The sequence below is a fragment of the Nocardia sp. NPDC059691 genome (assembly GCF_042733915.1).
In the GTDB taxonomy this organism is placed as follows: Bacteria; Actinomycetota; Actinomycetes; order Mycobacteriales; family Mycobacteriaceae; genus Nocardia; species Nocardia sichangensis.
This window is the reverse complement of record NZ_JBHWFB010000006.1, coordinates 386,537-409,821: the sequence shown is the minus strand read 5'-3', so window position 1 is coordinate 409,821 and position 23,285 is coordinate 386,537. Positions and strand designations below refer to the sequence as shown.

Annotated in this window: 23 protein-coding genes; 11 read left to right on the top strand and 12 right to left on the bottom strand. The window is 69.3% G+C overall.

Going from position 1 to position 23,285, the window contains the following annotated elements:
• The first annotated feature begins 29 nt into the window (after positions 1-29).
• The 4 genes from ACFV2O_RS16515 to ACFV2O_RS16500 all read left to right on the top strand — a co-directional run bounded on the left by ACFV2O_RS16515 (position 30) and on the right by ACFV2O_RS16500 (position 4,554).
• On the top strand, positions 30-416 hold the full coding sequence (locus ACFV2O_RS16515) for a MerR family transcriptional regulator (RefSeq protein WP_379252496.1): 387 nt from the start codon (positions 30-32) through the stop codon (positions 414-416).
• Positions 417-731: 315 nt separating this feature from the next.
• Positions 732-1,301 carry a GNAT family N-acetyltransferase gene (locus ACFV2O_RS16510; protein WP_379252495.1) on the top strand — a complete coding sequence of 190 codons (570 nt, stop codon included), beginning with the start codon at positions 732-734 and terminating at the stop codon, positions 1,299-1,301.
• 66 nt (positions 1,302-1,367) lie between these two features.
• Positions 1,368-3,581 (top strand): molybdopterin oxidoreductase family protein, encoded by a 2,214-nt coding sequence (locus ACFV2O_RS16505; protein WP_379252494.1) that lies wholly within the window; start codon positions 1,368-1,370, stop codon positions 3,579-3,581.
• A 388-nt stretch (positions 3,582-3,969) separates the two neighbouring features.
• Positions 3,970-4,554 (top strand): SMI1/KNR4 family protein, encoded by a 585-nt coding sequence (locus tag ACFV2O_RS16500; RefSeq protein ID WP_364435028.1) that lies wholly within the window; start codon positions 3,970-3,972, stop codon positions 4,552-4,554.
• Between the two features lie 92 nt (positions 4,555-4,646).
• Here ACFV2O_RS16500 and ACFV2O_RS16495 read toward each other — a convergent pair whose 3' ends face one another.
• Positions 4,647-5,618: an enoyl-CoA hydratase/isomerase family protein gene (locus ACFV2O_RS16495; RefSeq protein WP_379252493.1), complete on the bottom strand. Its 972-nt coding sequence runs from the start codon at positions 5,616-5,618 to the stop codon at positions 4,647-4,649.
• A 156-nt stretch (positions 5,619-5,774) separates the two neighbouring features.
• Entirely contained in the window at positions 5,775-6,677 is a 903-nt protein-coding gene (locus ACFV2O_RS16490) for an alpha/beta fold hydrolase (protein ID WP_379252492.1), read from the bottom strand.
• 127 nt (positions 6,678-6,804) lie between these two features.
• On the opposite strand from ACFV2O_RS16490, the gene ACFV2O_RS16485 reads away from it, so the two are divergent.
• Positions 6,805-8,661, top strand: coding sequence for a Na+/H+ antiporter (locus ACFV2O_RS16485; protein WP_379252491.1), 1,857 nt, complete (start codon positions 6,805-6,807; stop codon positions 8,659-8,661).
• A 10-nt stretch (positions 8,662-8,671) separates the two neighbouring features.
• Here ACFV2O_RS16485 and ACFV2O_RS16480 read toward each other — a convergent pair whose 3' ends face one another.
• Positions 8,672-9,220 (bottom strand): TetR/AcrR family transcriptional regulator, encoded by a 549-nt coding sequence (locus tag ACFV2O_RS16480; RefSeq protein WP_355078013.1) that lies wholly within the window; start codon positions 9,218-9,220, stop codon positions 8,672-8,674.
• A gap of 265 nt (positions 9,221-9,485) precedes the next feature.
• Here ACFV2O_RS16480 and ACFV2O_RS16475 point away from each other — a divergent pair, with 265 nt between their 5' ends.
• Both ACFV2O_RS16475 and fadD11 read left to right on the top strand, forming a co-directional pair.
• Complete coding sequence (locus ACFV2O_RS16475) at positions 9,486-9,701, top strand: hypothetical protein (RefSeq protein ID WP_379252490.1); 216 nt, start codon at positions 9,486-9,488, stop codon at positions 9,699-9,701.
• Between the two features lie 465 nt (positions 9,702-10,166).
• Complete coding sequence (gene fadD11 / locus ACFV2O_RS16470) at positions 10,167-12,008, top strand: fatty acid--CoA ligase FadD11 (RefSeq protein WP_379252489.1); 1,842 nt, start codon at positions 10,167-10,169, stop codon at positions 12,006-12,008.
• On the opposite strand, the gene ACFV2O_RS16465 is transcribed toward fadD11, so the two are convergent.
• The 7 genes from ACFV2O_RS16465 to ACFV2O_RS16435 form a co-directional block, all read right to left on the bottom strand.
• On the bottom strand, positions 11,992-13,071 hold the full coding sequence (locus tag ACFV2O_RS16465) for an MBL fold metallo-hydrolase (RefSeq protein ID WP_379252488.1): 1,080 nt from the start codon (positions 13,069-13,071) through the stop codon (positions 11,992-11,994). The genes fadD11 and ACFV2O_RS16465 overlap by 17 nt on opposite strands.
• Positions 13,072-13,114: 43 nt before the next feature.
• Entirely contained in the window at positions 13,115-14,353 is a 1,239-nt protein-coding gene (mshC, locus tag ACFV2O_RS16460; RefSeq protein ID WP_379252487.1) for a cysteine--1-D-myo-inosityl 2-amino-2-deoxy-alpha-D-glucopyranoside ligase, read from the bottom strand.
• Positions 14,354-14,490: 137 nt separating this feature from the next.
• Positions 14,491-14,913 carry a hypothetical protein gene (locus ACFV2O_RS16455; protein WP_379252486.1) on the bottom strand — a complete coding sequence of 141 codons (423 nt, stop codon included), beginning with the start codon at positions 14,911-14,913 and terminating at the stop codon, positions 14,491-14,493.
• Positions 14,914-14,991: 78 nt separating this feature from the next.
• Positions 14,992-15,801: an SCO1664 family protein gene (locus ACFV2O_RS16450; RefSeq protein WP_379252485.1), complete on the bottom strand. Its 810-nt coding sequence runs from the start codon at positions 15,799-15,801 to the stop codon at positions 14,992-14,994.
• Between the two features lie 4 nt (positions 15,802-15,805).
• Positions 15,806-16,390, bottom strand: a complete 585-nt coding sequence (locus ACFV2O_RS16445; RefSeq protein ID WP_355078007.1) for a DUF3090 domain-containing protein — start codon at positions 16,388-16,390, stop codon at positions 15,806-15,808.
• 71 nt (positions 16,391-16,461) lie between these two features.
• Positions 16,462-17,220, bottom strand: a complete 759-nt coding sequence (locus ACFV2O_RS16440) for a histidine phosphatase family protein (protein WP_379252484.1) — start codon at positions 17,218-17,220, stop codon at positions 16,462-16,464.
• Positions 17,221-17,236: 16 nt separating this feature from the next.
• A complete protein-coding gene (locus ACFV2O_RS16435; RefSeq protein ID WP_379252483.1) occupies positions 17,237-18,166 on the bottom strand; it encodes an undecaprenyl-diphosphate phosphatase in 930 nt (309 codons plus the stop codon).
• A 281-nt stretch (positions 18,167-18,447) separates the two neighbouring features.
• Between ACFV2O_RS16435 and ACFV2O_RS16430 the strand changes: the two genes are divergently transcribed.
• The 4 genes from ACFV2O_RS16430 to ACFV2O_RS16415 all read left to right on the top strand — a co-directional run bounded on the left by ACFV2O_RS16430 (position 18,448) and on the right by ACFV2O_RS16415 (position 22,484).
• Positions 18,448-19,407, top strand: coding sequence for an aldo/keto reductase (locus ACFV2O_RS16430; RefSeq protein ID WP_379252482.1), 960 nt, complete (start codon positions 18,448-18,450; stop codon positions 19,405-19,407).
• Between the two features lie 83 nt (positions 19,408-19,490).
• Complete coding sequence (locus ACFV2O_RS16425) at positions 19,491-20,480, top strand: hemin ABC transporter substrate-binding protein (protein WP_379252542.1); 990 nt, start codon at positions 19,491-19,493, stop codon at positions 20,478-20,480.
• The gene (locus ACFV2O_RS16420; protein ID WP_379252481.1) at positions 20,477-21,571 is read left to right on the top strand and encodes a FecCD family ABC transporter permease; all 1,095 of its coding nucleotides are present in this window, start codon (positions 20,477-20,479) and stop codon (positions 21,569-21,571) included. The genes ACFV2O_RS16425 and ACFV2O_RS16420 overlap by 4 nt, the downstream gene beginning before the upstream one ends.
• Before the next feature lie 82 nt (positions 21,572-21,653).
• Complete coding sequence (locus tag ACFV2O_RS16415) at positions 21,654-22,484, top strand: heme ABC transporter ATP-binding protein (protein ID WP_379252480.1); 831 nt, start codon at positions 21,654-21,656, stop codon at positions 22,482-22,484.
• 88 nt (positions 22,485-22,572) lie between these two features.
• On the opposite strand, the gene ACFV2O_RS16410 is transcribed toward ACFV2O_RS16415, so the two are convergent.
• Both ACFV2O_RS16410 and ACFV2O_RS16405 read right to left on the bottom strand, forming a co-directional pair.
• Positions 22,573-22,908 (bottom strand): hypothetical protein, encoded by a 336-nt coding sequence (locus ACFV2O_RS16410; RefSeq protein WP_379252479.1) that lies wholly within the window; start codon positions 22,906-22,908, stop codon positions 22,573-22,575.
• Positions 22,909-22,967: 59 nt separating this feature from the next.
• Positions 22,968-23,267, bottom strand: a complete 300-nt coding sequence (locus ACFV2O_RS16405; RefSeq protein WP_379252478.1) for a recombinase family protein — start codon at positions 23,265-23,267, stop codon at positions 22,968-22,970.
• Positions 23,268-23,285 lie beyond the last annotated feature (18 nt).

Sequence of the window (23,285 nt, the reverse complement as noted above, 5' to 3'; positions counted from 1 at the left end):
GCGTCAAGGTCAAGGTCGAGGTGAGTGGAATGCGGATCGGTGAACTAGCGCAGCGCACTGGTTGCAGCACGAGGGCATTGCGCTATTACGAGCGGCAGGGTTTGCTGACGGCAGCGCGTGGCGGCAACGGCTACCGCAGATTCGACGACTCCACCGTCGAGACCGTTCTTCGTATCCGTGCTCTTCTGGCAGCCGGGTTGCCCACCGATGTCATCCGTCGGGTACTGCCATGCGCCCGCGACACCGTCCCGCGGTTCGAGCCGTGTGCCGAGGTGGTAGCGATCTTGAAGTCGGAGATCGACCGAATGGACGCGCTTGCCTCGGATCTGGCGCGCTCCCGCCACCTGCTCGCCTCGATTCTGCTCGACTCCGGTGTACCGGTAGCGAGCGACCGCGCCGCACAGAGCTCGACGTAGCAACCGCGCGGTGCTACGGATCCGGCACGTCCCGCGCGCCGTCGGTGGCGTCTCACTGCGCGAGGCGCACCGAGTGGCGGACACGATGGGAACCGAGCCGCCGTCCGTCGAGGTGCTCGGGTCGATATGAGCTCGTTTCGGGCGCAGGCGTGCGGCTGACCGTACCTAGCCTGGTGACGGCGCATCCTGCCGGTGGATACTCTGGACGACCGTGCGGCGTCGTCACGTGCGAAACAGGTTGGTGCGAATGGTCTTCGGCGATTCGGTCGACGAAATGCGTGGCGGTGGATCGCGCGTGTGAGTGACAATCCGGATGTGTCCGCTCTGATGCCCGATGTGGTCGCCGCCGAAGTGTTCGCAGCCGGGACGCAGCCCACGTTGAGAGGTGAGACCGTGTTGTTGCGGCCTTGGACGAACGCCGACGCGGCGGTGATCCAGGCCGTCTACCAGGATCCGGATATCCAACGCTGGCATGTTCGCGATGTCGTTTCCGAGGCCGAGGCGCGGGAGTTGATCGCGCGCTGGCAGGCGGGGTGGCGTAGTGGTGACGGCCCGCAGTGGGCTGTCGTCGTCGGTGACGTGGTGGCGGCACGGGTCGGTTTGCGGGGCATGTCGGCGGCGGATGGAGTGTCGGGGATCGCGTACTGGACGGCTCCGGGATGGCGGGGCCGCGGCGTGACGCCCGCCGCGGTGGAGACGGTGACTCGGTGGGCGTTCGAGGTGGGTTTCCATCGGCTGGAGGTGTCGCACTCGGTGCTTAATACCGCGTCCTGCCGTGCGGCGGTGAAGGCGGGATTCGCGCCGGAGGGTGTCCGGCGCAGTGCTGGGTTGCACGCGGACGGTTGGCACGACATGCATTTGCATGCCCGCCTCCGCCCGGCATAGATCCCTGTACGGAAGCAGCTGTCCCAGATAGCCTGTGGGAAGCGATCCGGCAGAAGGTGAAAATTCATGAGTGCTACCACCATCGCCCGCCAGTGCACGTTGTGTGAGGCGCACTGCGGAATTCTCGTCACGGTCTCCGGTGACCAGGTGACGCGGATCGAGGGCAATCCGCAGGACGTGCTGTCGAAGGGGTACATCTGCCCGAAGGCGACGGCGATGGGCGGGTTGCACCACGACCCGGATCGGTTGCGGACGCCGGTGCGGCGGGTGGGTTCGTCGTTCGAGCCGATCGGCTGGGACGAGGCATTCGACGAGATCGGTCGGCGGTTGCGCGAGGTGCGGCGCGAGCACGGCAACAGCGCGATCGGCATGTATCTGGGGAATCCGGCCGCGCACAGCTCGTCGGTGCTGTACGCGGTGTTGCTGCGGTCGGTGCTGCTGACGCGGAACTTCTTCTCGGCGTCGTCGATCGATCAGTTCCCGCAGGAGTTCGTCGCGTGGCGGATGTTCGGCTCGAATGTGCTGATGCCGGTGACCGATATCGATCGGACCGACCGCCTGGTGATCCTGGGGGCGAATCCGGCGGTGTCGAACGGGTCGGTGACGACCATGCCGAATGCGAAGCAGCGGATCGGGGACGTGCGGCGGCGTGGTGGGAAGGTCGTGGTGATCGACCCTCGGCGGACCGAGACGGCGCGGCTGGCCGATCAGCATGTCGCGGTGGCTGCGGGCGGTGATGTGTATCTGCTGCTGGCGATGTTGCATGTGCTGGTCGCCGAGGATCTGTGTGACGAGAGGGCGATTCGCGCGTCGAGCACCGGTTGGGAGCGGTTGCGTGCGCTGGTGGCCGAGGCGTCGCCGGAGCAGATGGCGCAGTACGCGGGAGTGGACGCGCAGACGATTCGCGGGCTGGCTCGGGAGCACGCGGCGGCGCGCTCGGCGGTGCTGTACGCGCGGATCGGGGTGTGCCAGCAGGTGACCGGCACGTTGACGCATTGGCTGGTGAACACGATCAACGCGGTGACGGGCAACTTGGATCGGGCGGGTGGGCAGATGTTCGCGACGCCGCCGATCGATGCGCCGCGGTATGCGAAGTACCTGCCGATGGGGTATGGGGCGTGGACCGACAGCTCCGGGACCTACAAGTCGTTCCGCTCGGAGTTGCCGGTGGCGGCGCTGGCGCAGGAGATGTCGGCCGAGGGGCCGGGCCGGATCCGCGCGATGATCACGTATGCGGGCAATCCGGTGTTGTCCACGCCGCAGCGCGGCCGGTTGGGGGCGGCGCTGGACGGGCTGGATTTCTATGTGGCCGTGGACATGTACGTCACGGAGACGACGCGGCACGCGGACATCATCCTGCCGCCGATCTCGCCGTTGGAGCGCGAGGACGTCAACATCCTGTTCCCGGTGTTCAGTGTGCGCAACAATCTGCGTTTCGACGCGCGCGTGTTCGAGCCGCCCGCCGATGGGCTGGAGGATTGGCAGATCATGGCGCGGTTGGTCACCGAGATGGTGCCGTTGCCTGCGCGGTGGCTCACCGCGCGGGTGCTCAACGCGGTGTTCGATCGGGTCAGCCCCGTGCGGATCGCCACGCTGGGGGTGGCGGCGGGGCCGTATGGGGTGTTGCGGCGGGGTCGCAAGGGTTTGACGGTGGGTAAGGCGCGTGCGGCGGCGGGCGGTATCGATCTGGGTCCGTTGCGGCCGAGGCTGCGGTCGCTGCTGGGGACGAAGGATCGGAAGGTGCATGTGGCGCCGGAGGATTTCGTGGCGGCGGCGCGTGAAGTTCTCGCGGCCGCGCGGCGGGGTGAGGCGGTGACCGCGCCTGCCGACGGCTATGACTTGAAGTTGATCGGTCGCCGTCATCTGCGCAGCAACAATTCGTGGTTGCACAATGTGCCGTCGATGGTGAAGGGGCGCGATCGTTGCACGGCGCTGATGCATCCGCAGGATGCGGCGGCGCGCGGGTTGCGCGACGGTGAGCCGGTGACGGTGCGTTCTCGCACCGGGGCGATCGTGGTGCCGTTGGAGGTCAGCGACGACATCCGGGCCGGGACGGTGGCGATCCCGCACGGGTGGGGACATCAGGAGCCGGGTGTCGGGTGGACGGTGGCGGCGTCGCTGCCGGGCGCGAATGTGAACCTGCTGCACGATCCGGCGGTGACCGACATGTTCTCGGGGACGGCGGCGGTGAACAACACGTGGGTGACGGTGACGCGGGCGTCGGTCGATTCCGGGGAGCGTGTGGACCTCAGCGAGCGCGAACCCGCGCCGACCGCTTGACGAGTGTGGACCGTCTGCTCGGCAGCGTCATCGCCGTTGGCTGGCGCCAAACGGCTTGACCAGCGGTTATGGCGGTGGCGGTTTGGCTGTTCGGAATGTCCCTCCGCCGGATGGGCGGCCATCGAGAGGTCGCTGGTTCAGGTCTCCCCCGGTTACCGCATGCAAGGCGTGTTGCGGGCTACAGCCGTGACTGGGAACAGCTTCGGGCCGACACGCGCCAATGTTGGCATGATGGGTGCGCCTCCGCCCGCCGGCACTGAACACCGATGTCTCGCAACGGGCTGTTGAACTGTAAAGCCAGGGCGGGTCACGAGACTCGGCTGACCCGGACAATCGCATGAATCCGGCGAGTCCGGTTCCGACGGGTCCGACGGATTGGGGAGAACCGATGACAAGCGATGCGCTCGAACGTTTGCGGCGGATTCTGCCGCCGTCGCCGGCCAGCGCGGAGTGGGCGGCGCTGGACCTGCAGGGGGTGGCGGAGGCCGAGGCGGCGTTGGGGGTCCAACTGCCGCCGGACTACCTGGACTTCCTCGCGGTCTACGGCGCCGGGTTGCTTGATGACTCCCTGCTGATCGCGGCACCGGCGACGGCGCCCGGCCACCGGTACAGCACGAGTGTGGTGGAGATCACCGGGACGTTTCGGCGGGCTGCTGCCAAGCCGTACAGGGCCGAGATTCTGGGTGACGGTGACATGTATATCCACTGGGGTGTTGATGGCGGTGGCGACTTCTACTACCTGTGGCGCGTCGAGGGTGAGTCGAGCGCCGAGTGGCCGGTGTGCGTATACGACGACGAATTGACGGTGCTGCCGTACGGGATGGTGGAATTCCTGGCCAGAGCCTGTACCGGAGGCCTTCCCGGCGAGCTGCAGTGCAAGTTCCGCGGCAACGGCCACGAATTCCTGCACTGGCAGGACCAGTACCGCCGCGACGTCGAGCAGTACGGGTCCGGGTCATACATCCCCGGCTGAGCGACTCGCTTCCGCTCCGCCGACTTCACTGCACCTGACTATGAGGGTGGAACGCTGACGACCCCCGTGGGTGTCGTCCCCCGCGAGGTGGGTCATTTGCTCACCTGGTCGACGCGGGTGCCGTCCAGCCAGGGTTGGGGGTCGGCCAGGAACGGGGTGTCGGCGAGGCGGTCGAGGTCTTCGAAGAAGGCTTTGGTGGTGCGGGCGGCTGCGGTGGTGGTGCCGACGGAGACGAATCCGGCTTGTTCGGCGTCGAGGCCGCGGGAGAGGGATTTGTCGGAGCCGAAGTAGACGGCGCGTTTGAGTTCGGCGACGACGACCGGGTTGCGGGCGGCCAGCCGGGCCGCGGTGGCCTGGGTTTCGGTGAGCAGGTCCTCGGCAGGCAGTACGCGGTTCACCAGGCCGAGACGCAGCGCTTGCTGGGCGGTGAACGGCGTGCCTTCGAGGGTGACCTCGATGGCTTTGGCGGCGCCGAGCAGACGGGTGAGGCGTTGGGTCGCGCCGCCGCCGGGAATGAGGTTGGCCAGCGTCTCGATCTGGCCCAAGCGCACGTGGTCGGCGTCGGCGGCGTAGCGCAGATCGCAGGCCAGCGCGATCTCGTGCCCGCCGCCGAGTGCGGGTCCGTTGATGGCGGCGAGGTAGGCGACGCCGGAGCGGTTCATCCGCAAGGTGGTGCGTTTCCAGCGGTAACCCCAGACCAGGCCCGCACCGAGACCGCCGCCGTGGCGTTCGACCAGATCGGTGGCGCCGGGAACGTGCAGGACGGCAGCGGCGGCGCGCAGGAACGGTGCGGCGGCGCGAGCGGGGACGAAGGGGCGTGGTTTCTCGATCATGCCGCCGAGGGCGGCGGGGTCGGCATGGGTGAGGAAGCGGCCGGGCAGTCCTCCGGTGAGCACGACCGCGCCCACGGTGTCGTCGATATCGACCGCGGCGGTGAGAAGGTCGAGGTCGCGGACGACCGCGGTGGTGACGAAGTTCCACGGGGGCGCGACCACACGCGCGGTGAGTACCCGCCCGGACTGGTCGAGTTGGATGGTTTCCAGGGGCAGGTCGGCGGCGGACATCGGCGGCTCCTTCGGTGCGCATGTCGGCGGTCGGGACGCGAGAACGGTTCCACGCGAACGCGTTTCGGAAGCGGTCCAGCGCGGTCGTGGACTACACCCTAATGTTGCGGATACACGGTGATGTTGCGGACCGGCGGGGCCGGTCCGCAACGTCGGTCAGGCCGTGGGCTTGTGGACGCGGGTGTCGTGGAATTCCAGGAATGCCGCGAGGGTCTGCTCGGGTGCCTCCAGTTGCGGGTAGTGGCCGATTCGCGACAGTTCCACGACATCGGGGTCGGTGATCAGTTCGCGGTAGCGGTGCACCATGTGGCCGCCGGAGACGGGATCGGACAGGCCGTCGACGAGCCGGACCGGGACCTGGGCCTGCTGCAGTGCGCCCACCCAGCGCTTGCGCTGCTTGCGGCGTTCGGCCATGTAGCGGATGAGTTTGTGGCCGTTGCTCTTGCCGTGCCTGCTGCACCACAGCAGCCAGAACTGGTGCAGTTCGATGTCGGTGGGTTTGGTGTCGGGCCCGAATACCGCGGCCAAGCTGTGGTGGAAGGTGCGTTCGCTGCCCAGGACGCCGATCAGCGGGCCGAGCGGGCTCGCCAGCAGCCGCTGCACCGGGCGGGGGCGGTGGGTTTCGGGGAACAAGCCGCCGTTGAGCAGGCACACCGATTCGATCACGAGGGATTCGTCGCCGGCGGCGCGGCGTTCGGCGTCGCGGGCCACAAGCTCTTGGGCGACGGTGTCGCCGTAGTCGTGGGCGAGGATGTGGTACCGGCTGATGCCCTGTTCCCGCAGCAGGTTCTCGTGGATGTCGGCTTGGTCGGTGATGCGGTAGTCGTAGTGGCGGGGTTTGGCCGACCAGCCGAAGCCGATCATGTCGGGGGCGATGACCCTGGCGAATCGTTCGCACAGGCCCGGCCAGATCCGATGCCAGTCCCAGGACGCGGTGGGAAATCCGTGGATGCACACCAGCGTCCCGTGGGTGCCTGCGCCTCCGTCGCGCCAGAAGATCTGGTGGCCGCGATGAGTGTGGCGTCGTCCGTTCGCCCGCCAGGACGCGAACTCCTCCATGTCTACCTCCTTGTCGTCGACAAGCATGGCGCGTGTGTGCGCCCGGGCACAGTAGTTCGGTCGGCCGTGCACGTGTCATCTACCGCGCGGGCCGATAGCCGATCGTGCGCTCTGCGAGAATTCCACCGTGCATGTCGCGATCGGCCTGGTTGTTCTCGTCGCGTCGGCGGCCGCGTTGGCGGCGCTGGCGCGACGGTTCGGGATCTCCGAACCGCTGGTATTGACGGTGGGCGGGGTGGCGGCGTCGTATCTGCCGTTCGTGCCGGAGATCCATTTGGAGCCGGAGATCATTCTGCTCGGTTTCCTGCCTCCTTTGCTGTATACCGCCGCGATCCGCACGTCGCTGGTGGATTTCCGGGCGAATGCGCGCACGATCGGGTTGTTGTCGGTGGGGTTGGTGTTGTTCACGACCTTCGCCGTGGCGGTGGTGGTGTGGTGGCTGCTGCCGGTGCCGTTCGCGGTCGCTGTCGCGCTGGGTGCGGTGGTGGCTCCGCCGGATGCGGTGGCCGCCACGGCGGTGGCGCGGCGGATCGGGATGCCGCGGCGGATCGTGACGATCCTGGAGGACGAGTCGCTGTTCAACGACGCGACCGCGCTGGTGGCGTTGCGGACGGCGCTGGCGGCGATGGTGGGCACGGTGTCGGTGTGGGCGGCCGGCGCCGATTTCGCGCTGGCGGCCGGTGGCGGCGCGGCGGTGGGAGTGGTGGTGGCCTATCTGCTGGCGATGCTGCGGCGGCGGATCACCGACCCGGTGATGGACACGACGTTGTCGTTCCTGGCGCCGTTCGCGGCGTATCTGCCCGCCGAGGGCATCCACGCCTCGGGGGTGATCGCGGTGGTCGTGTGCGGGATGATCCTCGGACACAACGCGCCGGTGTGGCAGAGCGCCGCGTCGCGGATCGCCGAGCGCATCAATTGGCGCACGATCCAGTTCATCCTGGAGAGCGCGGTGTTCGTGCTGATCGGGTTGCAGGTGCGCGGCATCGTGGAGGGTGCTTGGCACAGCGAGCTCGACCACGCGACCCTGCTGTGGTCGGCGGTGGCGGTGCTGGCCGCGACGATGCTGGCGCGTCCGGTCTGGGTGTTCGGGTCGTCGTTGTTGTCGCGCAGTCTCGGTGGTGGCGAGGCGGTGCCGGTGAGTCATCTGGTGGTGGTGTCGTGGGCGGGGATGCGCGGGGTGGTGACGTTGGCGGCGGTGCTGCTGCTGCCGCAGGACACTCCGTTGCTGGCTGTGCTGCGGCTGCTGGCGCTGGTGGTGGTGGCGGGAACGCTGCTGGTGCAAGGCACGTCGTTGCCGTGGCTGGTGCGGTGGCTGCGGTTGCGCGCGCCCAGTCGCGCCGAGGACGCGTTGCAGAAGGCCAACGTGTTGCAGCAGGCCACCGCGGCCGGTTTGGCCGCTCTCGAGCGGGAAGTCACGCCGGACACGCCGCCGGGGGTGGTGCAGACGTTGCGTGATCGCGTCCTGTGGAAGGCCAACGCCGCCTGGGAGCGGTTGGGGCGGGCGGAGTCGGAGCTGGTGACACCCACCGCGGAGTACCGGCGGCTGCGGTTGGCGATGTTGCAGGCCGAACGGGAAACCGTCTTGCGCGTACGGGATTCGGGCGCCGTCGACTACGAGATCCTGCAGCATGTGCTGGCGCAGTTGGATCTCGAGGAGTCGATCATCGATCGCTACGACGAGACCGAGGAAGAACGGGTCGAACCGCTGGCGGCGGCAGGGGCCGACGACGCTTGCGCGCATCTGCGGGACGCGCCGCTGGTGCGTGCGCACGGCGGGCCGGACGAATGCGGCGAATGTCTCGCGGAGGGACTGGCGTGGGTGCATCTGCGGATGTGCTTGTCGTGCGGGCACATCGCCTGCTGCGACTCTTCTCCGGGCAATCACGCGACCAAGCACTACGCCGCCAGCGGGCATCCGGTGATGCGTAGTGTGGAGCCGGGAGAGGCGTGGCGCTGGTGCTATGTCGACGAGCTGCTCGGTTAGCCGGAGCGGGTCAGCGCTGCGCGTGGGAGTAGATCAGGCGCGCGTATTCGGCCAGCAGCTGGTCCAGTGACAGGTTCTCCCCGCCCGCGGCGATCTGCTGGTAGCCGACGAGCATCGCCATGCCCAGTGAGGTGACCACGGCGGCGGTGTCGTCGTCACCGACGACGCCCTTGATCGCTTTGTGCACGGTGCGCCTGCGGGATTCGTCGACGCGCTTGAGTGCGAGGTTGACCGATTCGTCGTTGGCCGCCCAGGCGCGGATGGCGGCTTCGGCGGAATGGTGCAGTCCGGCGGCGAGGTCGGACATGGCGCGGATGTCGTCATCGGGGTTGCCCTGGTTGAACGGCATGGTGCCCAGGATGCGCACTTGGCGGTTCTCCCAGTGTTCGAGCAGGGCGTCGACGAATCCTTGCCAACTGCCGAAGTGGTGGTAGAACGATCCGCTGGTGACGCCGAGCTGCCGGCACAGGACGCCGATGTTGAGACCTTTGAAGCCGAGTTCGGCGAGCACTTCCAAGCCGGTGTCGAAGTACTGCTCCTTGGTGACCACTCGTGACATACGCGCGCCGTTCTCTTCGTTCGGTCAGGGGGAGGGACCGAACAGTACCCCATCGTAGCGTCGGCTGGACCGACCTCGGGAAGTACCGATGCGTACGCCGAGAAGACGCTTCGGTACCTGTTACCTGCTGAAATATTTAGCGCGCGTGGGTGGATCGCGCGCGGAGCCGCTCAGCGAGGTGCCCGGCAGCGGCGTGCGGGCCGTACTCGCCGTCGGTCCCCCACCCCTTTGACTCCTGTTTTCACCCCTACCGGAAGGACCCCCGATGCCTACGCTCGACTACCACGACAAGATCGCCGTTCTCGACCTCGGCGGTGACGAGAACCGTTTCTCCCCCTCGAAATTGCTGCGTCGCAAGAGTTTTCCTTCATTCCGTGGGTTGGTAATTCCTGATGGATTGCTGTGTCGCGCCTTTTACTCGACAACTCGTCGGCGTAATGCCGCACGGTGGGAGCGGGAATCTTTTCATCGGACCGGGTGATGGCCGAAGCCGGAAAGATGGCGATGAATCCCAGCTCGGCGAGTATCAGAGGTGGAAACCGGCGGTCACCCCGTCCGGTGCCGGCCGGTTTCTGTTTATTCATTCCTCGTTCACGAGAAAGACGATCGCGTCATACACGCTGCTGACTTCGTGTTTTCTACCGAAAGGGAGCGATCGTGGAATTGCTGACAGTTCTCGCCGACCTCATGACCGCCGTGTTCCAAGCCGGTAGCGGTAGCGCGGCCTGACCCGCCCCGCCGCGGCGGTCGGTCCGCGACCCCATCGCCCGCCGCGGCGGGCAGCGCAATCCGCACGGCCGGAATCACCGATCCTGTTGCCGGAGAAGTGGTTCGGTCGTGCGCGGGCGAACCGGTCGTGGATCCGGAAACGGGCGAAAACGCCCCGCCGAGCACGGTCGGACACCTACGGTCTGGGAAAGCCGGGTGTACCGAACGGGGTTGTGCGATGACCGAACCGAACACGTCCTGCGCCGCGTTCCAGCACAGCGCCGCGATCGATCCGGACGCGGTGGCCGTCCGGTCCATCGGCGGCGAACAAACGCTCAGCTGGCGGGTGTACGCCGAAGAAGTGTGCGCGGTCGCGGCGGGCCTGGCCGCGCTGGGTGTCGGCCGCGGCGACACGGTGGCGTTGATGATGGGCAACCGGGTGGAGTTCTATCCCCTGGAAGTCGGCGCGCAGCACACCGGCGCGACTTCGTTCTCGGTGTACAACACCCTCTCGCCCGAACAACTGACCTACGTGTTCGCCAACGCGGGCAATCGGGTGGTGATCTGCGAGCAGCAGTACCTCGAGCGGATCCGTGCCTGCGGCACGCCGATCGAGACCATCGTCTGCATCGACGCCACGCCCGAGGGAACCGTGGGGCTCGATGAACTGAAAGCCATGGGCCGCCCCGATTTCGACTTCGAGGCGACCTGGCGGGCCGTGCGGCCCGACGACGTGCTCACCCTCGTCTACACCTCCGGCACCACCGGCGACCCCAAGGGTGTGGAGATCACCCACGCCAATCTGCTGGCCGAAGCGCGAGCGTTCCACGCGGTGCTGCCGGTGGAGTTCGGCGACCGGCAGACCTCCTACCTGCCCTCGGCGCACATGGCCGACCGGTTCTGCTCGCTGTATCTGCAGCAGGTGTACGGCACGCAGATCACCGTGGTGCCCGACCGGTCGCTGCTGCCGGCCGCGCTGGCCGACGTGCACCCCACCATCTGGGGCGCGGTGCCGCGGGTGTGGGAGAAACTGAAGGCCGCCATCGAGTTCTCCGTCGCCGCCGAACCCGACGACGCCCGCCGCGGTGCGCTGCGGTGGGCGCTGGACGTGGCGGCGCGCAAGGCCGACGCCCAGCTGCGCGGCGAACCGATCGATGACCGGCTGGCGGCCGAATGGGCGCGGGCCGACGAGCAGGTGCTGTCGGCGTTGCGCGCCGGAATCGGCCTGGACCGACTGAAGTGGGCGATGTCGGGCGCCGCGCCGATTCCACCGCAGACCCTCGGGTTCTTCTTCGGCATCGGCATCCCGATCTCGGAGATCTGGGGCATGTCCGAACTGACCTGCGTGGCCAGCGCCTGCTCGCCGGAGCAGGCGCGGCTGGGTTCGGTGGGCCGGATGCTGCCGGGAATGCAGTGGCGGATCGCCGAGGACGGCGAATTCCTGGTGCGCGGGCCACTGGTGATGAAGGGCTACCGCAAACAGCCGCGGCAGACCGCCGAAGCGCTCGACCCGGACGGGTGGCTGCACACCGGCGACATCATGTCCGTCGACGCCGAGGGGTATCTGCGGGTGGTCGACCGCAAAAAAGAGCTGATCATCAACTCGGCGGGCAAGAACATGTCCCCGGCCAACATCGAGAACGCGATCAAGGCCGCGACGCCGCTGGTGGGCGCCATCGCCACCATCGGGGACGTGCGCCCGTACAACACGGCGCTGATCGTCATCGATGCCGAGACCGCGGCACTGTATGCCGCCGAGCACGCGCTGCCGGATGCCTCGGCGGCGGCGTTGGCGGCCGAGGACGGGGTGATCGCCGCGATCGCGCGCGGCGTGGCGGCGGGCAACGCGACGTTGTCGCGGGTCGAGCAGATCAAACGGTTCACCGTGCTGCCGGTGTTCTGGGAGCCCGGCGGCGACGAGGTCACCTTGACGATGAAGTTGCGGCGCAAGCCGATCGCCGACAAGTACGCCGAGCAGATCGCACAGCTCTACGCCGAAGACCTCGCCGCGACCGTGCACGAACCCGACGGGCAGCGATCCCGCGCCGGCGGCGCGGACACGCTCACAGCTGGAAGGTGAGCCGCTGTGGGCGCACGTAGTCGGCCGGATCGTGCAGGGTGCGCAGTTCCGGTCGCCGTGGCGCGGAGATCCGTTCCAGTTCCGCGCGCAACGGTGCGTCGTAGGTCGCCGCGCTCGCGGTGAGTCCGGGCAGCCAGTTGTCGTGATGGCTCGGCACGAACAGCGCGGGGGTGAGGGCTTCGATGTAGGTGCGGGGATCGCGCAGCCCGTTGCTGATCTGGTTGTAGCCCTGCACCGCGCCGATCTGCACGTCGGTGGCCGGGAGCGCGGCGAGGGTGTCGAACACCTGCGGGGCGCGTTCGGTGAGCGGTCCGGTCGAGTCGTGCCACACCAGGCACAAGCCCGGCACCCGGAACTGGTACAGCAGCACCCCTCCTTCGGGGTCGCGCAGCCGCGGCACACCTTGCAGCAGACCGCTCAGTGTCGGCGGGTGGGTCAGCACGATGCCCGGTTGCGGGCGGGGAAAGAAGCGCGGTGATCCGCCGACGGGATCGGACGGGGTGCGTGCGGAGTGCAGGTGCCGCACGACGGTCGCCTCGACCGCGCCCACGGCGAAATCCTCCCGGGTGCCGATCGCGGTGCCCGCGTCACCGTGCACGGCGGTGGGGAACGCCGGATCGGTGACCTGTGCGGCGATGCTCGCGCAGTGCTCGGCGGTGCCGTGTACGACCGCGCCGCTGGCCTGGGCGATGCGTCCGGCGTCGGCGGCGTGGTCGAAGTGGCCGTGGCCGATGAAGATCGCCGCGGGCGCCAGGTCCACCAGGTCCTGCGGGGTGGCGGGGACGTAACCGGTGCTGGTGAGCCGGGGCACCCACGCGTCGAGCAGGAACACCGAACCGCCGATGGCCAGGGCGAAGGTGGTGCAGCCGACCCACGACAACACGACCCGGTCGGTGTGCAGGGCGCCGGTCTGCGGGTCGATGGTGTCGGCGCCGAAGAAGCGGGCGCGCGCGGCGATCGTGCGCGAGTCGGCGGGATCGGCCGCCGGCCGCAAGACGCCTGCGCTGAGGGAGGTCAGTTTGCCGCCGGGGCCGAACAGGCCGAGGCCGGGAAGCTTGCACACCCCCGTACCCCATCACGTGCGGGGGATGCGGGCAAGAGACCGGCTACAGGCGTACGCCCAGCAGGGCGTCGACGGCGGTGGCGATCAGCGCGGGCGCGTCGGTGTCCTGGCCGCCGTAGTCCAGTGCCTGGCGGGCCCAGTTGTCGAGCGCGTCGAGCGCCTTGGGGGTGTCCAGATCGTCGGCCAGGTGCTGGCGCAGGCGGGCGACGGTGTCGGTGGCCGACGGGCCGGCGGGCAGCGCGGTGGCTTCGCGCCACAGCTCCAAGCGCTGCTGCGCCCGCTCGAGCAGGGCGTCGGTCCACATCCGGTCTTGCCGGTAGTGGCCGGCCAGCAGGCCGAGGCGGATGGCGGACGGGTCGACGCCGCCGCGGCGCAGCGTGGACACCAGCACGAGGTTGCCGCGGGACTTCGACATCTTCTCCCCGTCCAGCCCGATCAGGCCGGCGTGCACGTAGTGGCGGGCGAAGCGGCGGCCGGCGATGAGCGACTCGGCGTGCGCGGCGGAGTATTCGTGGTGGGGGTAGATCAGGTCACTGCCGCCGCCCTGGATGTCGAATTCCGGGCCGATGCGGTTCAACGCGATCGCCGAACACTCGATGTGCCAGCCGGGTCGGCCCGGGCCGAAGGGGGCGGGCCAGGACGGCTCGCCGGGCCGCGCCGAGCGCCACAGCAGCGCGTCGATGGTGTCGCGTTTACCGGGACGGTCCGGGTCGCCGCCGCGTTCGGCGAACAGCCGCTGCATGGTGGCGCGGTCGTAGCCGGATTCGTAACCGAACTGGTCGGTGGCGTCGGCGCGGAAGTAGATGTCGGGGTACTCGGCGTCGTCGACGACGTAGGCGGCGCCGGAAGCCAGCAGTTTCTGCACGAATTCGACGACCTCGTCGACGGATTCGACGGCGCCGACGTAGTCGCGGGGCGGCACGATCCGCAGCGCGGCCATGTCCTCACGGAACAGGTCGGTCTCCGCCGCGCCGAGGTCGCGCCAGTCCACGCCGTCGCGGGCGGCGCGTTCGAACAGCGGGTCGTCGACGTCGGTGACGTTCTGCACGTAGTGCACGTCGTGGCCCGCGTCGCGCCACAGCCGGTTGACCAGGTCGAAGGTCAGGTAGGTGGCGGCGTGCCCGAGGTGGGTGGCGTCGTAGGGGGTGATGCCGCAGACGTACATGGTGGCGGTGGGGCCGGGGGTGACCGGGCGCACCAGACGGTCGGCGGTGTCGTACAACCGCAACGGCGGTCCTGCTCCGGGGACGGTGGGGAGGGCGGTATCGGACCAGGACTGCATGCTTACGAGGGTAAAGGTGTGGTGGAGCTCATCGTTCCCCGGCCCGGTGGCCCTGGTCGTTCGTGTGGTCGGGCTGCCCGCCACGACCTGCGTCTTCCAGCAAATCGTGGGATGTCAATAATTACGGTTTCGCTGAATCAGCTGTCGGCGCCGCGGGTGGGATCGGTGACGGTGTTCGGGCCGATCGCGAACGTCCCGTCCAGTTCGGGGATGTCGGGATCGGTGTCGGCGAGCGCGAGCTGGGTGAATTCGCCGCGCGCGACGTCGAACTCGAGTTCGTGATAAGCGACCGTATCGCCCCAGTCCGCGGAAGGCAACGAGATGAACCGCATGGTGAACCGCCCGGAGTCCACCGAACCCTCGGTCATGACGTAGACGCCGAAGTGGTTCTCCCCCGCCGAGCTCAGCCAGTAGACGCCGTTGTCGTAGAGGTGCAGGTCGGTGTCGGGGTAGGGCTTCTTGTCGTAGAGGTGCACGTAGTGCAATGCGATGCGGTAGGTCGGCGCGCCGACGGCGACCCGCACGACCGGCGCCGCGCGATCGGGAGTGGAGTGGGGCATCGCGTCCTCCTCGTCGTCGCGCCGAGCGCTCGAAGCTTCAACTGTGCCAGGAAACCCCGCCCACGGCAGCGGTCGCGATCAGAACGCCGGCCACGGAATGGGCCGCGAGGTGCGCGGCAGCGGCATCACCGGGTCGTCGAGCACCTGTTGGGTGCGTTCGATCAACGCGTCGATCTCGGCGTCGGTGATGTGCTCGCCCAGTGTGTCGGCGAACGCGCCCGGCAACTGCTTGGCGAAGGCGGTGATGTCGGCGATCAGCCCGTCGTCGATGGGCTGCCCGGCCCAGCCCCACAGCACCGTGCGCAGTTTGTGGTCGGTGTGCAAGCAGATGCCGTGGTCGACGCCGTAGACCTGCCCGTCCACCCCTTCCAGCGCGTGCCCGCCCTTGCGGTCGGCGTTGTTGAGCAGGACGTCGAGCACCGCCATGCGCTGCAACCGCGGATCGTCGGCGTGGATCAGCGACACTTCGTTGCCGACGTCGTCCACCGCGCGCAGCACCTCGCGGAAGCCGTCGGGCACCGCGCCCGCCGGGCACAGGTCGATCAGGTCGAGGCGGTCGCCGCGGTCGGTGTGGTTGTCGGCGCCCACGACCCAGCGTTGCACCATGCCGGAACCGAAAGGGCCGTCGCGCAAGATGGTTTCGGGGATCACGCCCCAGCCGATCGCCTCGGAGATCAGATACGAGGCCACCTCGCGCCCGGCCAGGGTGCCGTCGGGGAAATCCCACAGCGGTCGTTCGCCGCGGATCGGTTTGTAGACCACCCGCAGGGGTGTCTCGCCGGTGGCGGTGTCGTTCACGTCGCAGACCAGGGTGACGTTGCTGGCGGTGCTCACCCGCCCGATCACGGTCAGTTCACCGTTGTGGAATCCGTCCCCGGCCTCGGCCACCGAATCACTCCTCCATTTCGGCCGCGCCGAAGATCTCACCGCGTTTGTAGCCGTTGGTGCGCACGCACATGTGCCCGCGCGCCGACAGCGGCTCACCGCACAGCGGGCACGGCGGGCGGCCCGCCGCGATCACCCGGGTGGAGCGCAGCGCGAATTCGCGGGCTTGGATCGGGGTGAGGAACACCCGCACCGCGTCGGGGCCCTCTTCGGTGTCGTCGAGGACCACCGACTCGTCGACCTCGGTCTCGGTGATCGCCAGCAGTTCCACCACCACCGCGCCCGCGTCGGCGTCCCAGCCCAGGCCCATGGTGCCGACACGGAACTCGGCGTCGATGGGGGTGACCAGCGGTGCGTTGTCGGCGACGTCCTCGGCCTGCGGGGGCACTTCGGCGCCGAAGCGGCGCGCGACCTCGTCCAGCAGCAGACCCATCCGGTCGGCGAGCACCTTGACCTGCTGCTTTTCCAGCAGCACGCTGACCACGCGCGGTTCCTGCACGGCCTGCAGATAGAACGCGCGATCGCCCGGCTCACCGACGGTCCCGGCGACGAAACGATCGGGGGTGCGGAATACATGGATTGCGCGTGACACATGCACCTCCTGATATGACCCTGATCGACTACCCGCGGCGCGGGGATCCCATACAACGACCGCTCGGTTGTTTACAAGGAATCTCGACGCTCCGCATTCCCATTATCCGCACTTGCGCTATTGCCGAGCTCGCCACCGGGGACTGGTCCGGAGACCTCGGGTCCCGGCGTCGACGACGACGACGCCTGCTGTTGCCCGCCGGAGGCGGCGAGGGCCGACAGGTCGGCGCCGGTGTCGTTGAGCCGCCACACGTACGGTGCGGTCGGGGTGTAGCGCACGACGCTGAGCGAGGCCGGTTCGACGAGGATCCGTTGGAAGCCGTCGAGGTGGATGCCGAGGGCATCGGCGAGCACCGACTTGATCACGTCGCCGTGCGTGCACGCCACCCACAGTGCGTCGCGGCCGTGCTGGGTGGTCAGGGCGTGGTCGTGTTCGCGGATCGCGGCGACCGCGCGGGCTTGTACTTGCGCCAGCCCTTCTCCGCCGGGGAACACCGCGCCGGAGGCGTGCCGTTGCACGACCTTCCACAGCGGTTCCTCCAGGAGTTCGGCGATGGGCCGCCCGGTCCACTCGCCGTAGTCCACCTCGAGCAGCCGGTCGTCGAATACCGGTTCCAGCCCGAACTTTTCCGCCAGCGGCGCGACCGTGCGCTGGCAGCGCAGCAGCGGGGAGTGCACGATTCGTTCGATCGGCAGCCCGGCCAGTCGTTCGGCCACGGCCCTCGCCTGCTCCTCGCCGCGCTCGGTGAGCTCGACGCCGGTGCTGCGACCGGCCAGGGTGCGGGCGGTGTTCGAGGTCGACACACCGTGCCGCAACAGGATCACCGTCATGCGGTCAGCCTAGCGATCATGTCGCCGAGACCACCCCGCCCGCCAGCAGACCCAGGAGGATCGCGCCCAGGACGATGCGGTAGCCGACGAACCAGTACAGCGAGTGCCGTGCCACGAAACGCAGCAGCCACGCCACCGACGCGTAGCCGACCGCGAACGCCAGCACGGTGGCCACCAGCAGTTGCGGTCCGCTGGCGTTGAGGCCCTCACCAGCGGGTTCGAACGCGTCCGGCAGGCTGAACAGGCCCGAGGCGGTCACGGCCGGGATGGCCAGCAGGAACGAAAACCGTACGGCGGCTTCGCGCTCCAAGCCCAGGAACAGGCCCGCGGTGGAGGTGGCGCCCGAGCGCGAGACACCGGGGATCAGCGCCAGGCACTGCGCGAAACCCATGGCCAGCCCGTCACGGGTGGTCAGTTGCTCGATCGGGCGATCCTTGCGGCCGAAGTGTTCGCCGGCGGCGATGACCAGGGCGAAGAAGATCAGCATGAACGACACCAGCCACAGATTGCGGGCGCCGGTGCGGATCTCGTCTTTGAGCAAGAATCCCAGCACACCGATCGGGATGGTGGCGATGATCACATACCAGCCGATGCGGTAGTCGAGTTCGCGCTGGGCCTGTTCGTCGAAGACGCGTTTGTGGTCGGCGGTGATGACCGGAAGTCTCGTCGTGGGCTGATCGTGCAGCGGGATCTGCTGGCGACCGCGCGTGGTCAGTTGCTCGCGCAGACCCGCGAACCAGGCCAACAGGATCCGCCAGATGTCCTTGGCGAAGTACACCAGCACCGCGGCCTCGGTGCCCAGCTGGGTGACCGCGGTGAACGAGGCGCCCGCGTCGTCGCCGAAGAAGACCGACGAGACGATGCGCAGATGCGCCGAGGAGGAGATCGGCAGGAACTCCGTCAGTCCCTGCACCAGACCCAGCACCAAGGCCTGCACCCAGGTCATCGACTCGCCTACCACGAACCATCCTCCACTTCCGCGCGGAATACGCGTTGCTACCTGGGCATTGGTGCGGCGATCGGTCGCTTCTTCCTGACCACCGCGCCAATCACGCAGCGACAGTACAGTGTCGAGGCCGCGGCGGCGTGCCCGGCCGTGGCGCTGCCGCCACCGCGCGGGTCGCGGGGGTGCTCGCCGCACCCGAGCGCGACCCACTGTGCTGGTGGCCGCCCAGTCGCGTATCCACACTCTAGGCTTGGCGCCGTGACGAATGCGCGGACACGGTGATGGAACAGCGGACGGTGGGCCGCAGCGGCCTGCGGGTGTCGCGGATGGGCCTGGCGACCCATACCTGGGGTGCGCACACCGACGCCGAGGACGCGGCGGGGCAACTGGTGGCGTTCGTCGAGGCGGGCGGCACACTGGTGGACACCTCCCCCGCCTACGCGGGCGGGGCCGCGCAGCGGATCCTGGCCGAATTGCTCGGTGACCTGGTCTCCCGTGACGAGCTGGTGCTCAGCGGTTGCGCCGGGATCGCGCCGTGGGGATTCGCCGGGGCGGGGATGCCGGAGGCGGCGCAGGTCACGGTGGACACCTCGCGGCGGGCGCTGCTGCGGCAGCTGGACCGCACGCTGCTGGAGTTCGGCACCGACCATCTCGACATCTGGAATGTCGCGGTGTGGGATCCGCGGACGCCGTTGGAGGAGGTCGCCTCGACGTTGGAGCAGGTGGTGGGCTCGGGCCGGGTGCGTTACGCGGGGGTGCGCGGGTTCGGGGCCTGGCAGCTGGCCAGTCTGGCCGCGGTGGCGCCGGTGACCGCGGCGCAGACGCCGTATTCGCTGCTGGCGCGGGGGGCGGAGACCGATGTCGTGCCCGCCGCGCGGTTCCACGGTGTCGGGGTGATCGCCTCGGCGCCGTTGGCGGGCGGCATCCTCACCGGCAAGTATCGCGACGGTGTTCCCGCTGATTCGCGCGGCGCCGACGAGGCGACCGCGGCGGAGATCCGCAGTGGTCTCGACGACCGCGCCACCCGGGTGGTGGATGCGCTGGTGACCGCCGCGGACGGGTTGGGCACCTCGCCGCTGGCGGTGGCGCTGGCTTGGATCCGGGACCGGCCGGGTGTGGCGAGCATGATCGTCGGCGCCCGCGATATCGGGCAGCTCACCGGCGTGCTGGCCGCCGAGACCCTGGAGTTGCCGCGGGCGATCGCCGCGGCCTTGGACGACGTCAGTGCACGCGCGGAGTGACACAGATTAGCCTTGCCTGCATGAGCACTGCAGCGGCCAGGGGTGGGAGTCGGATCCGAACCGGATGGCGGCGCGCCCTGCCGATGTTGTTCGCGGTGAGCTTGCTGTCGGTGGTGGTCGCGTGTGGCAGCGACGCCGGGTCCTCGCACGGCGGGCACGGGCCGACGACGGCGACGCTGACCGATCTGGATCCGGTGCCGATCGGGCCGGAGCCCACGCCCACGCTGCCGGTGACGGTGCGTTCGTTCGACGGCGCCGAGGTGACCGTCACCGACGCCTCCCGCATCATCGCCGTGGATCGCTACGGCACCCTCGCCCAGATCGTGTACGCGCTCGGGCTGGGGCCCAAGCTGGTGGGCCGCAGCACCTCGGCGGCGTTTCCCGCGGTGCGGGATGTGCCGAACGTGGCCGGGGGCAACGGGTCGCTGAATGTGGAGTCGGTGCTGGCGATGCGGCCGTCGGTGTTCTTGACCGACACCACCAGCGCGGCGCCCGCGGTGCGTGAACAGTTGCGTGCGGCGGGGGTCACGGTCGTGTACTTCGATCCGGAGCGCACGATGGACGGGGTGGTGCCGCAGATCGAGGCGGTCGCGGGCGCGTTGGGGGTGCCGCAGCGGGGGCAGGCGCTGGCGCAGCGAACCCGCGACGAGATCGCCGCCGCGAGCGCCGCGGTGCCCGCGCAGGACCCGCAGCTGACCATCGCGTTCCTGTATCTGCGTTCCACCGCGATCACGATGCTCGCCGGCCCGGGGTCGGGTGCGGACGCGTTGATCGCGGCGCTGCGGGCGCGGGACGCGGGCGCGGTGGCCGGGGTGAAGGAGCCGTTCACGGCGATCACCAGTGAGGCCATGATCGGCGCGGCGCCGGATGTGCTGCTGGTGATGTCGGACGGGTTGAAGTCCGTCGGCGGTGTGGAGGGGCTGGAAAAGGTGCCGGGGATCGCGCAGACCCCGGCGGGCCGCGACCGGCGTGTGGTGGACATGTCGGATGCGGTGCTGCTGAGTTTCGGGCCGAACACCGGCCGGGTGATCGCGGCGTTGAGCGCGGCGGTGTACGGCACCGGGCACGCATGAGCGTCTCGGAGACGGATACCGCGCGGCCGCCGGTGCCGCCGCTGCCGAAGTCGCGGGGCCGTTCGCGGGTGCTGCTGGTGTTCGCGGTGGCGGTGGCCGGGCTGGTCGCGCTGGCGGTGGCGTCGGCGGCGATCGGTCAGGTGCCGACGACGCCCGCCGAGGTCGCGGGCAGCGTGTTGCACCGGATCGGGCTGGATGTCGGGCCGATGCCCGCGCATCCTGCTGGTGAGGTGACGTTGTGGCAGGTGCGGTTCCCGCGGGTGGTGCTGGCGATGCTGGTCGGTGCGGCGCTGGCGACAGCGGGTGCGTTGTTGCAGGGTGTGTTCGCCAATCCGCTGGCCGAGCCCGGCGTGATCGGGGTGTCGGCGGGGGCCGCGGTCGGTGCGGGCACGGTCATCGTGGTGGGTGGGGCGTTCGTGGCGGCGTGGTCGGTGGCCGCGGCGGCGTTCGTGGCGGGGCTGGCGACCACGTTGCTGGTGTATCTGCTGGCGCGCTCGGGTGGCCGCACCGAGGTCGTCACGCTGGTGTTGACCGGGGTCGCGATCAACGCGTTCGCGGGCGGATTGATCGCGCTGCTGCTGTTCGTGGCCTCCCCCGCCGCGCGCGATCAGATCGTGTTCTGGCAACTGGGGTCGCTCAACGGGGCCACCTGGGAGTCGGTGGGTGTGGTCGCGCCGCTGGCCGCGGTCGGGGTGGCGGCGGCGGTGCTGCTGGCGCCGCGGCTGGATCTGCTGGCGCTCGGAGAGTCGGCGGCCCGCCATCTGGGTGTCGACGTGGAGCGGTTGCGGCGCAACGTGATCGTGGTGGTGGCGATCCTGGCCACCGCCGGTGTCGCGTTCACCGGCATCATCTTGTTCGTCGGTCTGATCGTGCCGCATCTGGTGCGGATGCTGGTCGGTCCTGCCCACCGGATCCTGATCCCGCTCAGCGCCGTCGTCGGCGCGGTGGTGTTGCTGGCCGCCGACGTCGCCGCCCGCTCCCTCGTCGACAACGCCGACCTCCCCCTGGGCATGCTCACCTCCCTCATCGGCGGCCCGGTCTTCTTCTACCTGCTGCGCCGCACCCGCGCCCGGGCCGGAGGCTGGGCATGAGCGGGCCGCGCCGAGTGGCACATGGCCGCGGCGAACGCCGAGAAGACCTCTCGATGGTGTGCCACTCGACGGGAGATGCGGGGTGAAGGTGCGGGTTGTGCACGAGGTGCCGGGGTGGCCGCGGCGGGGAGATGTGACGGTGCGGGCGGCGGGGGTGAGCGTGGAGCGGCGCGGGGGCGGGCAGGCGCGGCAGGTGCTCGACGGTGTGGATTTCGAGGCGGTGGCGGGGCAGGTCGTCGCTCTCGTCGGGCCCAACGGGGCCGGTAAGTCGACGTTGCTGGCCGCGTTGGCCGGGGAGTTGGCGCCGAGTGCGGGGACGGTGGAGCTCGACGGGCAGCCGTTGGCACACTGGACGACGTTGGACATGGCCCGGCGGCGGGCGGTGTTGCCGCAGACCCACACCGTCGGGTTCCCCTTCACCGCGCGGGAAGTGGTGGCGATGGGCCGCGCGCCGTGGGTGCGCACCGAACGCCGCGAACACGACGAGAAACAGATCGCCGCCGCGATGGCCGCCACCGATGTCGCTCATCTGGCCACGCGATCGTTCCCGACCCTGTCCGGTGGTGAACGCGCCCGGGTGGCGTTGGCGCGTGTGCTGGCGCAGGACACCGCCACCCTGCTGCTGGACGAGCCGACCGCCGCGCTGGACCTCGGCCACCAAGAGGCCGTGCTGCGTCTGGCCGCCGAGCGCGCCGACGACGGCGCCGCGGTCGTGGTCGTCTTGCACGATCTGGGTGTCGCGGCCGCCTACGCCGACCGCGTCGCGGTCCTGGACTCAGGTCGCATCGCCGCCGACGGTCCACCCCGTGACGTGCTCACCACCGAACTGCTCACGCGGGTCTACCAGCACCCGGTCGAAGTGCTCGACCACCCGGTCACCGGGGCACAACTGGTGCTGCCGGTGCGCCGCTGAGCGCAGCGGCGACACCGCCTGCCGGGGGTGCGGTCAGGGATCGTGTCCTCGGGTACATGACGAACCGAGACCACCGCTGTCGCAGTGCTCATGTCGCCAGGAAGGTTCTGATGGCTTCGTCGCTGGAGAGGTGGTTGGCACTGATGGTGACGTCGATCGTCGGGTAGTTTCTGCGCACGGCCTCGGCGATGCCGGTGAGTCGATCGGCGACTACTGCGGGGTCGCGCAACGAATCCTGCCCAAGGCCGTCGAAGCCGGGGAACCCGTCGGCGACCAGGTTTACCTCGGGGTTGGTGATGATGTCGTCGTAGGTTTGGAATTCCACGCTGACGATCTTGGATGTGTCGACGCGGCCCGGGGTGGTGAATACGCGGTCGCTGACTCCCTCGACGTAATCGGCCGCCGAATGCCCTTCCGCGGCCATCGATGTTCGCGACCGTCAGCCGTGCCGGGGATACAGCCGGGTCGAGCCCGAAGCCGCCGTCAGGGAGACCTTGTCGTCGCGTCCCGGAGGCCGCGGGCGGCGGGGTCGTCACCGACCGCTCGTGCGGGCGGGACCGAGCGGGCGAGCCGGTCGAGTTCCGGTGCCACGAGAGTGTCCTCGGCGCGGAGCGCCGCGCGCGTCCGGTCCGGCCCGGGACGCTGACGGTTGGTGCCTGTCGATCCGTGGACGGGACAGCTGCGTTGCCCGGTGCTGCCGAGCTCACCCGACCGGTCGCGCTGAGCGGTGAGATCCTTTGTGCCCGTGCAACAGCGGGCGTAGCCGATCAACGTGCCGGACATGCCCGAAAGCGTAGACGA

What these genes read in the sequence shown, in the direction of transcription:
- ACFV2O_RS16425 (WP_379252542.1), top strand. Translation starts at nt 19,491, where the DNA reads ATGTTGTTCGCGGTGAGCTTGCTGTCGGTGGTGGTCGCGTGTGGCAGC.
- ACFV2O_RS16455 (WP_379252486.1), bottom strand. Translation starts at nt 14,913, where the DNA reads ATGCCCCACTCCACTCCCGATCGCGCGGCGCCGGTCGTGCGGGTCGCC.
- ACFV2O_RS16515 (WP_379252496.1), top strand. Translation starts at nt 30, where the DNA reads ATGCGGATCGGTGAACTAGCGCAGCGCACTGGTTGCAGCACGAGGGCA.
- ACFV2O_RS16505 (WP_379252494.1), top strand. Translation starts at nt 1,368, where the DNA reads ATGAGTGCTACCACCATCGCCCGCCAGTGCACGTTGTGTGAGGCGCAC.
- ACFV2O_RS16500 (WP_364435028.1), top strand. Translation starts at nt 3,970, where the DNA reads ATGACAAGCGATGCGCTCGAACGTTTGCGGCGGATTCTGCCGCCGTCG.
- ACFV2O_RS16420 (WP_379252481.1), top strand. Translation starts at nt 20,477, where the DNA reads ATGAGCGTCTCGGAGACGGATACCGCGCGGCCGCCGGTGCCGCCGCTG.
- ACFV2O_RS16480 (WP_355078013.1), bottom strand. Translation starts at nt 9,220, where the DNA reads ATGTCACGAGTGGTCACCAAGGAGCAGTACTTCGACACCGGCTTGGAA.
- ACFV2O_RS16475 (WP_379252490.1), top strand. Translation starts at nt 9,486, where the DNA reads ATGCCTACGCTCGACTACCACGACAAGATCGCCGTTCTCGACCTCGGC.
- fadD11 (WP_379252489.1), top strand. Translation starts at nt 10,167, where the DNA reads ATGACCGAACCGAACACGTCCTGCGCCGCGTTCCAGCACAGCGCCGCG.
- ACFV2O_RS16490 (WP_379252492.1), bottom strand. Translation starts at nt 6,677, where the DNA reads ATGGAGGAGTTCGCGTCCTGGCGGGCGAACGGACGACGCCACACTCAT.
- ACFV2O_RS16495 (WP_379252493.1), bottom strand. Translation starts at nt 5,618, where the DNA reads ATGTCCGCCGCCGACCTGCCCCTGGAAACCATCCAACTCGACCAGTCC.
- ACFV2O_RS16410 (WP_379252479.1), bottom strand. Translation starts at nt 22,908, where the DNA reads ATGGCCGCGGAAGGGCATTCGGCGGCCGATTACGTCGAGGGAGTCAGC.
- ACFV2O_RS16435 (WP_379252483.1), bottom strand. Translation starts at nt 18,166, where the DNA reads ATGACCTGGGTGCAGGCCTTGGTGCTGGGTCTGGTGCAGGGACTGACG.
- mshC (WP_379252487.1), bottom strand. Translation starts at nt 14,353, where the DNA reads ATGCAGTCCTGGTCCGATACCGCCCTCCCCACCGTCCCCGGAGCAGGA.
- ACFV2O_RS16430 (WP_379252482.1), top strand. Translation starts at nt 18,448, where the DNA reads ATGGAACAGCGGACGGTGGGCCGCAGCGGCCTGCGGGTGTCGCGGATG.
- ACFV2O_RS16440 (WP_379252484.1), bottom strand. Translation starts at nt 17,220, where the DNA reads ATGACGGTGATCCTGTTGCGGCACGGTGTGTCGACCTCGAACACCGCC.
- ACFV2O_RS16405 (WP_379252478.1), bottom strand. Translation starts at nt 23,267, where the DNA reads ATGTCCGGCACGTTGATCGGCTACGCCCGCTGTTGCACGGGCACAAAG.